Below are 13,978 nucleotides of genomic sequence, written 5' to 3'. Positions count from 1 at the left end.
TAGCCCGTTACGCCATCTCGTCCAAAAAAGACACGTCCACATCGAACTCATGCTCACATTTGGGACAGCTTGTATGTACCCTTGGCGCGTCCATTTCGTTAATTTGGCGATAGAAGTTCTGCAGGAATGCTAAGTCTGCTGTGAAGAACTTCTCAACGACACGTGTATCAATCGCACGCAGGTCCCCTAAATTGGTAATGACACGCGTAAGCAAAATGATCGTTAAATAGCCTGGGTTTTGCTGAACACGTTGGTCACGCATCGGTAGAATTTCATCCGCAGCTGTCGCTAAGCGCATAACACCTTTTTTGTGAAGCGTACCATTGTCATCGACATACCCTCTAGGAAGTTCAAATTCATATTCTGTTTTGAAAGCCATGTTGTTGTTACCTCCTTAAAGTTTTCTCCAGAAAACTGACTTCATAAGCATAATCTCGTGATGATGAGGCCCTAGCCTAGCCTCCTAACAAAAAGAAGAGTTAGGAACCGGAGACATACGCTCCGGCACCTACTCTAGCTAACGTTGATAACAGAAGTATAGTTTTATACTTTTCACTTCGTATCAACCTTGACAAACTCGTTCGTCCATATGGGACTACGGTTTCGTTTATCCTTGATTACTTCGTACGTGTCATACCTTCATGTGCAAGCTCTAAGCTTTCAATCGCAACTTCGTTCCCAGTCCCTTTGAAGCTTGGTGCTGAGTACTTGGATGGCCATGCTTCGATCACTTGCCAAGTAGCTACATCTCCGCCCTCTTCGTTGATCGCGATAATCGTGACCGTTTTGCGGGAGATTTTGCCTTGAATGGACTCTGACATCCAGTTGTACATATCCATGGAGTCTGTAACTCCCCATTTCAATGAGATGTTACCGTATTTAGCAAGACCCGGAAGCTTCCGAGGCGTGATGGTTTCATTTCCTTCTCTGTATTCAATTACCGACAAGGAAGCATCAAATCCAGAGATTTCGCTGAATCCAGCTTGTTGAATACCTTCTACTTCAATTCTAAATCTAAAATTGCGGTATGGATCCCTACGTTCGCCAGCCATAGTATACCCCTTTCCTAATATGCGTAATATCTAACGTTAGACTATTCTTCTCTTGTTTTCTGAGTAATGCGGAAGATCACGAACTCGGCAGGCTTCACCGGAGCTACCCCGATTACGCAGATCAATCGACCATTATCGATGTCATCTTGTGTCATTGTGCTACGACCAATATTAATGTAGAACGCTTCCGAAGGACTTCCGCCCATCAAAGCTCCATCTCTCCACACGCGCGTTAAGAACGCATCAATTGTCCGCTGTACACGTGCCCAAAGCTGTTCGTCATTCGGTTCGAAGACAACCCAGTTCGTGCCGTTCTTGATGGACTCCTCGATAAAGATGAACAAACGTCTAACGTTCACATATTTCCATAAACCGTTCGACGATGTTGTACGAGCACCCCATACACGAATACCTTGTCCAGCGAAATGACGGATCAAGTTAACGCCTTGTGGGTTCAGGATATCTTGCTCGCCTTTGTTATATTGACAATCCAGGCCAACTGCACCGCGTACAACTTCATTCGCAGGCGCTTTTTGAACGCCACGGGATTGGTCAGAACGGGAGTAAATACCGATGACAGAACCAGATGGCGGTATGTAAATGTTGCGTTTGTCTAATGGATCAAATACTTGCAACCATGGGTTGTACATCGCTGCATAAGAGCTGTCAAAGATGTTGCGGTGTGTCATAACATCCGTTACTTTGGTTTTCTCGCGTGGAATATCAAGAACCGCGAAACGGCTGCCCAAGTTTTCACAGTGCGCTACTAGGGATAATTGAACCGTAGGCTCAGTTACACCAGGAATCGCAATGATGGACACAACATCGTTATCGATGAAGGACTGAATCCCTGTACGTTTACCAGGACCACGATCAACACCCATGTAAATATCAGGCGTTACATTCGCGATGGAACCGTTGCTGCCGCCAGACAAAGCGATTTGGAATTTGCCAACAGACTCGTTCTCGCCAGAAAGCACCTCGAAAGGAGCAATTGCGCCAAGATCTTGACCTTCAGTCAAATCCTTCACCGTAATAATGTTCGAACGGGAAACGATCTTCTCAATGTGATTCGCTGCCGTAATGTTCAGGGATACCCGCTCATACGTTTCAGCCTCATCACCGTAGAATACGTGAAGTGTAAATTCACTTGTTGTTAGAACTTTAGCAGGCAGCAATCCGCTATCTACAACATCGCCATCAAGAGCTTCAGACAATGAGATAATGTTATCTTGGGAAGCTACTACTTTACTGTATTGCTTCACACCTGCTGCTTCATAAGCAACTACGTCGCCAACGTTAAAGCCAGCATTGTTTTTCACACGATATTGTGATTCACCTAGCACTTCATAGATTTGAGTCTTTGCTTTGCTAGCTGGCACAACAACGATACGAACTTGGTTCCCCCATGTTCCAGGGTTCTTGGAAGCAATTTCAATAATTGCCGATTCTTTATTCGAAGCCGCTTTGTTCGTTGCTACTTTCGCGTCAGTTGGCGCTACACGCATGACGAAACAGCGATTACCTCCGTTTAAGTAGAAATGCTCTACAGCATAAGAAAGGAAACGGTATTCGCCGAATTCATTCTCGGACAAGTAGCTCCCGAATAAACGGTGGAAATCAGCTACGCTCGTAACCAATTGAGGGACACCTTCAATTTCCCCTCTTTGCGCAAGCCCTATAAACCCGGCCGTACTTGTGCTTGCACCTTCAAGCGGTTGTGCTCCGCTGTCAAACTCTTCCACATAGACTCCAGGTGATAAATAGTCAGCCATTGTTCCCCAGTTCAGTCAGATGGCACTGCTTACTCATTAAATATGGCCAAAGACATGAAACCAGTTCTCTCCTTTCTGCTTGTCATTTTGTATAGAAGATGGACGTGTCCATTCTACTAATTAGGGTTACGCGAGAAGTATCGTGCCAAGGTTAGTGGTTGTTCCTTCTATTACTGCGAGATCCTTGATCGTATGCTCGCTATTCGCCCCATAAGCAATTACCAATTCGGTATGAAACGTTGGGATCCGATTACCTCGAAAAGCAATCGCGACCTCTCCTCGTTCGGTACTTCGGGTTTCTTGGATGGGGAGCAGCAAAGCACCGCGCGTATACGACTGCGTTAATGGACTCGCTAGTCGAAACCGTTTCTGGTGCTCCAGCACTTCGGAAATGCGGATGACTTCTTCCGCTGGTTGGGATCCTCTCCCGCGCAGCAGGTATACATCACCAACTACGATGCCTCCTGTAAATGAACCTAATGTCATTTCACTAGCACCTTTGTCAGCTTGATCAACCATTACTCGCGCTCGCGCGCAATCTTCCGTCAACACGGTCGACTGCAAGTGAGCATCACGAATCGGAGAGCCAACTGCGTTCTGAAGCATGAAGCGAATCAGTCCTGCCCCTTGAGAAAAAGGGTACGAAGGTAACGGTTTCATTTGAACAACTTCAATAAAATTGTGTGTGTTAACCGTGATGTTTGTTTGTTCTTGAAAATAATATTCGCTATGTACCGATAATCGGTATTCGCCAGGAGCTAAATCATTAAATATATAGGAACCATTCGTTTTGCGAATTGCTTTCGAACGGGTGCCTTCTAGGTGAACTGTGGTCTTGTTGCCAAGAGGAGCTTGAGAGGTGAGTGCATCAATCACACACACAACCAGGGAAACACGGGATCTCAAGTGTGATATTCGTATCTGATCCACGAGTGGAATCCTCCTAACCTTGAATGCGAAAATCGGTTTCCGAAACCCTTTTTGTTGTTTTGATACGTGTTGAGTCAATATGTACAGGTCCAACCGTATAAGCGACTGATAATCTGTATGGGGTGTCTGAGAAATTCCACATATTCATAATACTTTCGCCTTTGAAAGGATCCATAATGATACGAACTTCTTCATCTTGCTCAGCTAATGTGCCTACTGTCATCGAACCTCGAAGGATGGAGTGATCGTAGAATACCTGCATGGCTCTACCTAGAATCCGATGTTCATCTAGTGCTCTGGATGAAAGTTCAGCTGGCGATTGTACGGTAAGCAGATAACTTAAATCGACTACCATAGGAGGAAACTGAATCTCGTTCGTTCCCCTAGCAATCATATGCGTTTGTCGATTATTGCCGCTTTCACGAACGTTATATAGATAGAGTGAGAGATAGAAATCCCCTTTATCTACAGGTGATGCAAGACCTATCATTTCTGGTTGTGGAATAGGATCTGGGGTCATGTTTTCTCTAAGTAGCTTGAGTAAAGATGCACTTACATCAGCGATGACAGAATAATTACCTATGAGTGTCACTTCCTACCTCTAAATACCTATAAATCATGTAAAAAAGATGCTTAATCTGTCACTTTGTGTATCTTTTTCTATTATAAATGTAAACCGTCGGGTTGACTATAGGATTCTTGTATTTATTTATCCTTTCTTCCCGGAAAATGACGATTTTTGCCTGAAAATCGGCGTATATAACCGACAAAGGACAATTTCACCAAAATGTGAGATTGTCCTTTGTCTATTATTTTACTATTCTAGTAATCCTCCCACTCTTGTCGCGCGAGGATTTTACCCGATTTCTGCAGCTCGTGTCGAATCGATTTGATAATATGCCCCATGCGAATGGGTTCACCCGATTCCGCAGCCAAAAATGCAGAAGAAAGAACGACATTCTTGATGTTCCCTCCCGCAATCTCGTATCGTTGTGCGAGATATTTGAAATCAACATCATCGCTAAGGGGAGCCGCTGGCGGAAACATCGACTGCCATATTTTCTCCCGATATTCACTATCCGGGAATGGAAATTTAATGACATAATTGATCCGCCTCAGGAAGGCCTCGTCAATGTTATTTAATAGATTGGTAGCGAGCACAGTAATACCTTGGTACTCCTCCATTTTTTGGAGTAAATACGCGGTTTCAATGTTTGCGTACTTATCATGTGAATCTTTCACCTCGGAACGTTTACCGAAAAGCGCGTCCGTCTCATCGAAGAAAAGCACCGCATTGCTAAGTTGTGCTTCTTCGAAGATTTCGTGCAGGTTCTTCTCCGTTTCACCAATGTATTTACTGATTACCTGCGAGAGATCAACCTTATACAGCTCAAGCTGCAAGTCGCCAGCTACAACCTGTGCTGACATGGTCTTCCCCGTGCCTGGCGGACCGGCGAAGAGCATGCTGAGCCCCTTGCCGTAGGCCAGCTTCTTCTCGAAGCCCCAATCGTTGTACACGACGCCACGATACTTCACTTGATTGCACGCGTTGCGGAGCTGATCCTTCTGCTCGGGAGGGAGGATGACATCCCCGAACCCATAGCGAGGCTCAATGCGCGTCGCTTTGCGCTCCAGCTTGTGCTGCACCTGCTGGTAGCACGCCTTATACAGCGCGTCGCTGCGCAGCGACGCGCCCCAACTGCCCTCTCCAGCAGCAGCTGCCTGCCAGGAGGAATACCCGCGCGCCAGCGACAGCGCGCGGCGTATTTGCCCCGGGGTGAAGCGGAATTTGCCGCTCATCACCCGATAGTCCACATCCGAGCCGGCGCCGATCTCCTGCGCGAATGTCTGCCAAAGGCGCTCGCGCCCGCCTTCGTCCGGCACGGCAAGTTCATGCTCAAGGAGCAGCCGCTCTTTGGGCTTCCAGCTCAGCCGGTTGAACCGCCCGGCCAACAGAAAGACCATCCCGCCATAGCCGTCGAGCTCCTCATGGAATCGCCCCAGCCGCTGCTGGGCAGCCAAGTCCGGCTCTGCGGGGTAAAGCACCTCCAGCCTTGTGAAGCACAGGATGGCTTGATGAAGAATCGCTTCGCGAATAATAACGCTAATCTGGTCTTCAAAGCTTGCCGCATGCAGCTGCACATCAGCAAGATCTACTATTAGCAGCGGTTTATGGAAGGAGCGGCTGAGATGCTTCACCTGCAGCTTTTTGCCAGCGCCGGCATTCCCCCAGATATGAAAGGCAAGGCGTTTGCGTTCAGCTGCCGGTGCTTCATACACATCTGTAATAAAACCACGCAGCCGTTGCTGGAATTCTTCCTGCACAAGCAGGGGTGAGATCTCATCATCCGGATAGATGATCTGAACGGCTGGACCCAGTTTGGGATCGAGTTCGCCCGAATCCAATAAGAAAGTCACAATCCGTTTGTCCAGCTGCAAAGGTCTGGATAACAATGTTTGGCCACTGCTGACCAATGTATCGGGGTGCAGCACATAGCGTGCCAATCTACCGTTAGGTGCCATGAAGGTCGTACGCGCAGCCCGCATATCCTCCGGACTTGGGCATGCAATTTGCAGCGCCAAGCTAATATTCGGCGTTTTGTTAGTTAGATCGTCGAGTAGAAAGCCAAAAATCCGCTCATATTTCCGATCTAATTCTACGGCAAGCCCCAACATGACGATCCGTTCTTCTATAGAAGAGAAGCCGAATACAGTAGATAAATAAGCCAAAGGCAGAAACACACCTGCCGTACGGCTTTCCGCAAGGCGGCTCTCAATAGATTTTTCTAGAGACTCTATCATACCCAGTACATCTTGCTCTTCCTCATCCATCTCTTCTTCACTGCCAAACCCGCCAATGAGACGAATAAATTCGTCTTCCGATACGAACATTCCGCGAAATGAATCCGTTTGCGGATCTGGCGTAAGCTTTTGACGGCGTTTATAGAGAAGTTCCAGCTTCTTATCTAGCAGTTGAAGCTCATCCTTATAATGCTCCCATGCATGGACATACCCTAGTGCTGACATAGGCCTCCCCAATGACTACATATATTTTTACAAACAATTCAATTGAGCTCATGATTAATAGCTTGCGTAAAGAGGGGGTTATTCTTTACAATATCAGGATAAGGCACAATTCATTTCGACACCTTCTGCCCTGAAAGGAAAGTGGCCACCTTTTAATGGAACAATTTCCAGCACATGATCCAACTTGGAATCGCAAACTTATTCTAACGTTATGGTGGATCCTCATCATTTATGAAGTAGCTGCTACGATTGCCTTAGGCTATGAAATTACCCAGCAGTCGTCGAATTGGTGGAATAGCTTTATCCGGTTTCAACTTCTCCCTACGACGTTACAGCTTCTTCTTATGGGCTTAGGTTATTTGGCCATCCACTATTTAAAGAACTATAGTGAGTTTATCATGATCGTATGGACTATGACCATGGTTAGTATTTTCATCCTTTGTATTCCTGAAATGACACACAGTTATGAGCTGCTTTGCATGCCGATTTTACTAGCCTCTATTTATTTTCATAAAAAATATGTTGTTTTCGCATTCAGTCTGGGTATTGTCTATTTAGCCATTCTAATGCTTGTACCGATGCTACAAGGACAAACAACAAACCCTTACGAAGTTATTGTTTCTTTGACCTCCTTGACTGCTACTTCCGTGCTTTGTTTTGCCATTATGGGCCGTGGGCTTGAACTAATTGCCAAGCTTAAACACTCCGTCATACGCGAGCAAGATCTGCTAATTCGCAATGTCATGATTGACCGTCTTTCCAAGGTCGATGCGCTTACCGAATTGTTCAATCATCGTTCTTTTCAGGAGCATACTGACCATCTCATCTCACATATGCCCCCTGATACACCCTTGGAGCTTGCCTTGATGGATATCGATAATTTCAAGCTCATTAATGATAATTACGGTCATTGGGTTGGAGATGTTGTGCTCAAAACGATCGGCACCATTCTCAAAGACGTGTTGGGTCCCGATGATATGTCCTTTCGCTATGGCGGTGAGGAGTTCGCCGTGTTGTTCGTAGGGAAATCGCAACAAGATGTGCTAGCCATTTGCGAAGAAATCATGGAATCCGTACGCGATACGATTATTCCTGAAATGCCGGGTCAGAGACTGACGATGAGTATTGGACTTGCCACCTATAATCGGAATACGATGAAAAAGGCGTGGTTCCAACTTGTCGACGAATGCTTATACACCGCCAAACGCAACGGCAAGAACCGCATACATGTCCATGCTGCCGACATTCAAATGCCGCTAGCTGAATAATCTTCCCAACCAGGAGCCAAGTGCTTCTGGTTTTTTCATTTAGGCCGCTGTGGAAAAAAGTGTTATGACTCATACATGAATTAGTCGCATTAGGAAAATAATGAGAAGAACCAAAATCAAATGAGGTGCTAATCATGTGTCATTCCATAGCCATATTGGCTGATGTTCACGAAGTCATGAAGCAATTCCGCGTAGATCGGCTCTTATCTTACAGTTCCAATCGGTATGAGGTGCGTCCAACTGAGTCAGTTTCGGCTGTAATGATCAATCGCAAGGGGGAACGCCTATTAGATGAATTCCGATGGGGTTTAATGCCTTTCTGGGCGAAAGATGCCGTATGCGGTGATCGCAATTCCATTTTCTCCAATATCGTGTTCGAGCGCATCGTCAAAAAACAACGTTGTGTCATCCCTTGCAGCTCTTTCTATGTGGGGCGAACCGAGGGGAAAGAGACGGAGTGGATTCGTTTCAAAATGCGGAGCGGTACGTTCGGCATTGCCGGGCTGTATGACATTTGGCAAGCCCCATCAGGCGGAGAGGAGCTTCGTACATGTATGATGCTTATGACGGAATCCAACTCCGTTGTCTCACCGTATCATGCAAGCATGCCAGCTATTCTGGATGAGGAACAGATGGAGAAGTGGCTGCAACCCGATCAGAAGGATAGCCGTCAGTTAAGATCCTATCTACACCCGATTGATGAGATGCGGATGGTCGCTAATATTCTCAGTTCCCCGGCTGAGAAGCTGGAAATGGGCTCTGATGTCAGTATTTTTGTATAAAAAAAGGACTTGCGCTTACGCGCAGGTCCTTTTATTTCTTGGGTACAGGCGGCAATACGCCACCCTCCCCTATAATCCTTACACCTTCCGCGCAAACGCCGTAAGGCTCCCAACGACATGTCGCACAGAGATTGCTGATATCTGTTGGCTTTACTTCAAGTGCAACTTGGCTGCAAATGGTGGACCAGGCCCGCTCCATTCCTACCTCCAAGCCAAGCTTGGCAACAATCTCCGCATCCCGTTGATACACCGTGCGGTTCTCGCAATGCGCAACTTCATCCTTCGGATATTCCGCGCACAGATCATCTGGTCCGAGCACGACGCGAATCATCGTTGCAGGCTCTGTACGCAGTTGTTCATAGACCGTCGACATATTTTCACAAAACGATGGGGAATACCCCATTCCTCGGTAGCCTAACAAACAGAGCAAGTGATGTCCGCGAAGCCCAATCATATGTTGCTAACCTTGGGCACACGGTACAAGCCGTATCCAGCCATCGGAATAACAGGTTCTTTATCCTCGATAAGACCATCCCCTTTGGCATGCAGGGCAACATCAATGAGCCACTTGGTAAAATCCGCCACAGGCATGGAAGCCATTTCTTCTAGGCTGTAAAACCCTGCCGCATCTACCTCGACGCCGTCTGGCTGAGGGATTCCACTCATGTAAGTCATTTCGAAAGCTATGTACACATTATGAATGCTTCTAGGCAGATCGCGCACAGCAACTAGTCGCGTGACAGATGCCTCGATTCCCGATTCTTCCATAACTTCTCGAACAATCGTATCTTGAATCAATTCATGCTGCTCTATATAGCCGCCAGGGTTTGTCCATCGCCCTTTTCCTGGTTCTTGCGCTCTACGCACAAGCAATATCTTCTCATCCTTCATCACAAGTGCACCAACACCGATGCTGTAGTTCCCCCAGTGAACAAAACTGCACGTCGTACAGGCCCGTCTCTCTGTTCCATCCACATCACGTGTCTCCATGGCAGCTCCACAGCTCATGCAAAATTTGGCTTCCATCTTCCTCAGCTCCCTTGGTCAATCATCGTCTAATCATCTATATGCTAGGATACTGCGAAAGATAGACATAGGCAACCCTATATTAATGGGTTTACTGACCATTGATTCCCCATGAATATGATGCGAAAAAAAGCCTCTCCCTAACGGGAAAGGCCTCTTAGCGTTACATGACATCTTATTATAAGTACCTACGGATCAACTCAGCTAGTTCATCGGCAACGTAACCTGTTCCGGAATCTAGTTGACTACGGTCGAATCGTATCCTTACAAATGTTTCATCCGTACCTGTCGCTTCGGCAAATATACCGGCAAGACCGCGAGCTCTGCGATCAATCTGCAGGAGTAAGTCGACACCGTCTTCGTCAGGGAAAAAGATTATTTCCAACTCATCCAGTTGGCCCCGGAATTGCATCGTCGGCACGAATTCGAATTCTTGCACGAAAGGCAATCCGTTCTCCCTCCCAATAGCTGGTGCGTATTCACAAGTCACCTCGCGGAGTCGAAATCCAAGGTCATTCACAGCCTCCAAAATAATCTCGGAATGAGGATGTGGGCTGACTTGCAGCTGATCTTGATCCTTCGGATCTCTCGCTTCTGTAATATCAAGTCCTGTTTGTATCCATACAGGGGTTCTTCCTAGGGTTGCAGGCGTAATGTTGGGTAGCTGGAACGAGACTGGAAACTCATAGATCTGCTCTGCTTGGACGGTAAATTCACCAGTAAGCTGGAATTTGGCCACCGGAGCCTCAACTTGCATCTTGGTATCGTTCTGTTCCTTCAAGTAACGTGTCATCACGAAGGCATATACGTCATTAATTTGCTGATCGACACGCCCCCCTTGAATACGGACAACGCCACTGATTTCATCCCCGGCATTCACTATATCTTGATGGAGCATGAGATCTACTTGGGCCGCGCCAATCCCGACGCTTGCGAGCATTCGTTTGAACATGGACATGTGTAAATTGCCTCCTTGTCATTCATATACTCATGATACGAAATGAGGCTCAAGTGGTTTCATATTTACCAGTTGCCCACCTTACGTTGCGTAAGGCTCAAGTGCTATTATATAAATTTCATGTTATCCTTCTCGTAATGAGGAAATACTTATGGCCTGTGAGGCACATCACCTAATTGGAGGGACTATCATGGAGGTTTTCGCAGAATTTGTAGGACGTATCGATAACCCGCAACATCGGGAGCGAACGGAAGAAGTTTTAACTTGGGTAGCACAGAAGTTCCCGCATTTGGAGCCAAAAATCGCATGGAATCAGCCCATGTTTACCGACCATGGCACATTCATTATCGGCTTTAGCGTAGCGAAACCACATTTGGCTATTGCCCCAGAAAAGGCTGGAATTCTTCAATTCGCTGATGATATTGTACAAGCCGGCTATGATCATACCAAGGAATTGGTGCGGATTAAGTGGAGTAGTCCAGTTGACTATTCATTACTTGAGAGAATGATTGCCTTTAATGTGGCGGAAAAAGCAGATTGTTCAACTTTTTGGCGCAAATAGGCGTACATGCCTTTCTAGATAAGCCGCTCCGGTTCCGCTGTGGGGGCAAAAATGCGAGAATACACTTATTTTCAGAGTAAACGGCTCTGGATTGGCAAATTGATGCAAAAAGGCACCCTTTTGGACCGAAATGGACCAAATTTCCGTGTTATGGCAGAAAAGGTTGCCTTTTTGCACGCATTTCAGAAATAGAGGAGAAATCAGCCAAAAAGGTTGCCTTTTTGCACTTTTCATGAGGTACAGGCGCATGTTCGACATGAGGTATTTACGCGAAGTATAATGGAACAAACGACCATTTAAGTGAGGTGAATACAATGATTCAAGTTAGGGTGTTTTCTAGCTCGAATAAGATGCTTGTTCAAGATGATGCCAATAAATTCTTGGCGACATTGTCAGACTCTTCAGTTGTTGATGTTAAGTTTTCCTCAGCAGAAGGTACTTTTGATATCTTAGTAACTTATAAATCATAGCTCGGGCAGGGCTACGGTTCGGGCAACATGTATGTCTCCGAATTCAGGTAGCGGTAGAGGGACGGTAGCGGCGCAGCGGTTGTCGTTACAGCAGAGGACATCAGAGTTGCGTTTGCTCTGGTATGGTTCTCTCTGGTACGGGTTCTCTCTGGTACGGGTTCTGGTTCACCGTCAGGAGCCGAAGGTTACAATAGCAAAGAAGCCCCCGCCGCATGGCTTGGGGCCTCTTCTCTGTCGTGCGCTTCCTCCCGCGCCTGCTGCCTAAACCAAAAACATCGCCACGACCGTTGTCACCGCTAAGCCGATAAGCACAGGCTTCAGATTCCGTCGCGCTAGCTCGAACGGACTCACACCGCAGATCGCCGCGGCTGGAATGAGCGCCCACGGGATCAAGGTGCCGCCGCCGACCCAGATGGCGGCTACTTGCCCTAGCGCAGTCAGCACAGCTGCGCCAGAGCCAATGGCGGTCGCGAAGAGCTGCGCGATGGAGCCCGCCAAGGAAATGCCCGAGAAGCCGGAACCGTCGAGGCCGGTAATCGCACCGACGACGGTTAGCGTCACGGCGCCGATGGCCCCATTCAACGGCACGACGCCTGCAAGGGCCACGCCTAGATCGTTCACGATGCCGTGTGAACCTTCGGGTAATATTTTGCCGAATAGATCCGTAATCGCAGAGTCACCTAAATAGAAGAAAGCCGCTATCGGGATGACGGGGCCGAAGACTTTGAAGCCGAATACAAAGCCTTCTATTAAATAGGAAGTGATTTTCTCCACGCCTGCATTGCGATGAGCGATTAACGTGACCGCAATAAGGATAAACACCGCCGTGCCACCCACGAGAGCGGTTGCATCTCCGCCTTGCAAATTCAAGACGAACATCGCAATGACATCCAACGCGAACAATATCGGAATTGCAATAGCTAGAATTCGTTTCAAACGATCCCCGATCAGCACTTTACTCTCTTCATCTACAGGAACAAGCCCGCCGCTTTCTTCTAAACGGCTATCGACGAGACCGCTGCGCCATTTGCCGTTCTTCATATCGCGCCGCATCAACCAGAAAGCTGTGATCGTTGTAACAAGACCCATCACAATGACAAGTGGAACACTCGCTTCCATGACAGAGGATACCGGCAGTCCGGCTGCATCCGCTGTTAATTTGGGCGCCCCCTGAATAATGTAATCCCCAGACAGCGCAATCCCATGTCCGAAGAGATTCATCGCCATCGCCGCGCCGAGTGCCGGCAACCCTACGCGAACGGCAACTGGCAATAGCACAGCGCCAATCAACGCAACGCCAGGTGAAGGCCAGAAAAACCAAGACGTCACCATCATGATGATGCCGATTCCCCAGAAAGCGAGTGCTGGCGTTCTCAGAAACTTAGTCAGCGGTGCCACCATTGTTTCATTAATCCCCGTCCGAATCAGGACACGGCTCATGGCAACGATAATCGAGATAATCATAATCGTTCCCATCAACTCTTTGGTCGCATAAATAAAGCTGTTAAACACGCCCGATACAGAGCCGCTCAACGTTTCCGTCGCTAACAACCCTAATGTAAAAATACCCACCACACAAATCATCGTCGTATCTCTACGTTTAACCAGAAGCGTAAGAATAAAACCAATAAACACTAAATAGACCCAATGAATCGGTAAAAGTTGAATATCCATCCTGCACCACACACCCTCTCAGCCCAAGCACAATTGGTGCTACATTCTATGCTCGGCTAGGCGTAGGCGTTCATCTCCATTCGGGCATTTTGCCACCTTGTGGTACAATAAAGGGAACAATATTTTTGACGTTAGGGGAATGCTCACCATGGCCAGAAATCAACGTTTATATACCGATGCAGACTTTCAGGAGGCGATTGATCGGCAAGCGGTTGTTCGTATATTCAAAGATGACCATATCGTCGATTCCAATGCGGTTGTTCTTCGGTTCAGTGATACGACCGTCGTCGTGCAAACACATGTCAGCGACTTGACTTACTATGACCGTGAGGCTTGCGAGTTTTTTGAGATGAAAAGAAGGTAGATTGCCCCCTTCTAGAGTAAAGGGCTGAAATATTTCAGCCCCTCCTCATCAAACCGTACGTGAGGTTTTCCCTCATACGGCTTTCCGATG

The 13,978-nt window shown here is 47.3% G+C and carries 15 protein-coding genes; 5 read left to right on the top strand and 10 right to left on the bottom strand.

The genetic code is table 11. The annotated features are described in order from the left end of the window. Window positions 1–7: 7 nt before the first annotated feature. The 6 genes from A8708_RS13850 to A8708_RS13825 all read right to left on the bottom strand — a co-directional run bounded on the left by A8708_RS13850 (window position 8) and on the right by A8708_RS13825 (window position 6,784). Window positions 8–379 carry a hypothetical protein gene (locus A8708_RS13850; protein WP_068664310.1) on the bottom strand — a complete coding sequence of 124 codons (372 nt, stop codon included), beginning with the start codon at window positions 377–379 and terminating at the stop codon, window positions 8–10. Between the two features lie 238 nt (window positions 380–617). Continuing rightward, window positions 618–1,052: a phage tail protein gene (locus tag A8708_RS13845; RefSeq protein WP_056612231.1), complete on the bottom strand. Its 435-nt coding sequence runs from the start codon at window positions 1,050–1,052 to the stop codon at window positions 618–620. A gap of 41 nt (window positions 1,053–1,093) precedes the next feature. After that, window positions 1,094–2,827, bottom strand: coding sequence for a phage tail sheath family protein (locus A8708_RS13840; RefSeq protein ID WP_068664308.1), 1,734 nt, complete (start codon window positions 2,825–2,827; stop codon window positions 1,094–1,096). Between the two features lie 126 nt (window positions 2,828–2,953). Beyond that, window positions 2,954–3,757 (bottom strand): beta-sandwich domain-containing protein, encoded by an 804-nt coding sequence (locus A8708_RS13835; RefSeq protein WP_068664306.1) that lies wholly within the window; start codon window positions 3,755–3,757, stop codon window positions 2,954–2,956. Window positions 3,758–3,770: 13 nt separating this feature from the next. After that, window positions 3,771–4,349, bottom strand: a complete 579-nt coding sequence (locus A8708_RS13830) for a Pvc16 family protein (RefSeq protein WP_275667892.1) — start codon at window positions 4,347–4,349, stop codon at window positions 3,771–3,773. A gap of 230 nt (window positions 4,350–4,579) precedes the next feature. After that, window positions 4,580–6,784: an ATP-binding protein gene (locus A8708_RS13825; protein WP_068664304.1), complete on the bottom strand. Its 2,205-nt coding sequence runs from the start codon at window positions 6,782–6,784 to the stop codon at window positions 4,580–4,582. A 155-nt stretch (window positions 6,785–6,939) separates the two neighbouring features. Between A8708_RS13825 and A8708_RS13820 the strand changes: the two genes are divergently transcribed. Both A8708_RS13820 and A8708_RS13815 read left to right on the top strand, forming a co-directional pair. Further along, the gene (locus A8708_RS13820; protein ID WP_068664302.1) at window positions 6,940–8,052 is read left to right on the top strand and encodes a GGDEF domain-containing protein; all 1,113 of its coding nucleotides are present in this window, start codon (window positions 6,940–6,942) and stop codon (window positions 8,050–8,052) included. A gap of 134 nt (window positions 8,053–8,186) precedes the next feature. After that, window positions 8,187–8,834: an SOS response-associated peptidase gene (locus A8708_RS13815; protein ID WP_068664300.1), complete on the top strand. Its 648-nt coding sequence runs from the start codon at window positions 8,187–8,189 to the stop codon at window positions 8,832–8,834. A gap of 31 nt (window positions 8,835–8,865) precedes the next feature. Here the strand turns inward: A8708_RS13815 and A8708_RS13810 are convergent, their stop codons facing one another. The 3 genes from A8708_RS13810 to A8708_RS13800 all read right to left on the bottom strand — a co-directional run bounded on the left by A8708_RS13810 (window position 8,866) and on the right by A8708_RS13800 (window position 10,818). Continuing rightward, complete coding sequence (locus A8708_RS13810) at window positions 8,866–9,237, bottom strand: DUF1284 domain-containing protein (RefSeq protein WP_338044200.1); 372 nt, start codon at window positions 9,235–9,237, stop codon at window positions 8,866–8,868. 47 nt (window positions 9,238–9,284) lie between these two features. After that, the gene (locus A8708_RS13805; RefSeq protein WP_068664296.1) at window positions 9,285–9,860 is read right to left on the bottom strand and encodes an NUDIX hydrolase; all 576 of its coding nucleotides are present in this window, start codon (window positions 9,858–9,860) and stop codon (window positions 9,285–9,287) included. Window positions 9,861–10,038: 178 nt separating this feature from the next. Continuing rightward, the gene (locus A8708_RS13800; protein WP_068664294.1) at window positions 10,039–10,818 is read right to left on the bottom strand and encodes a sporulation protein; all 780 of its coding nucleotides are present in this window, start codon (window positions 10,816–10,818) and stop codon (window positions 10,039–10,041) included. Between the two features lie 190 nt (window positions 10,819–11,008). Here A8708_RS13800 and A8708_RS13795 point away from each other — a divergent pair, with 190 nt between their 5' ends. Together A8708_RS13795 and A8708_RS37080 are read left to right on the top strand one after the other, a co-directional pair. Beyond that, window positions 11,009–11,380 (top strand): iron chaperone, encoded by a 372-nt coding sequence (locus tag A8708_RS13795; RefSeq protein ID WP_068664292.1) that lies wholly within the window; start codon window positions 11,009–11,011, stop codon window positions 11,378–11,380. A 314-nt stretch (window positions 11,381–11,694) separates the two neighbouring features. Further along, complete coding sequence (locus A8708_RS37080; RefSeq protein ID WP_082927498.1) at window positions 11,695–11,850, top strand: sporulation protein Cse60; 156 nt, start codon at window positions 11,695–11,697, stop codon at window positions 11,848–11,850. A 261-nt stretch (window positions 11,851–12,111) separates the two neighbouring features. Here the strand turns inward: A8708_RS37080 and A8708_RS13790 are convergent, their stop codons facing one another. Continuing rightward, a complete protein-coding gene (locus tag A8708_RS13790) occupies window positions 12,112–13,524 on the bottom strand; it encodes a hypothetical protein (protein ID WP_068664290.1) in 1,413 nt (470 codons plus the stop codon). A gap of 148 nt (window positions 13,525–13,672) precedes the next feature. Between A8708_RS13790 and A8708_RS13785 the strand changes: the two genes are divergently transcribed. Continuing rightward, the gene (locus A8708_RS13785) at window positions 13,673–13,888 is read left to right on the top strand and encodes a hypothetical protein (RefSeq protein WP_068664288.1); all 216 of its coding nucleotides are present in this window, start codon (window positions 13,673–13,675) and stop codon (window positions 13,886–13,888) included. Window positions 13,889–13,978 lie beyond the last annotated feature (90 nt).

Source organism: Paenibacillus oryzisoli (assembly GCF_001653565.1).
In the GTDB taxonomy this organism is placed as follows: domain Bacteria; phylum Bacillota; class Bacilli; order Paenibacillales; family NBRC-103111; genus Paenibacillus_E; species Paenibacillus_E oryzisoli.
This window is presented reverse-complemented; position numbering and strand designations above follow the sequence as displayed.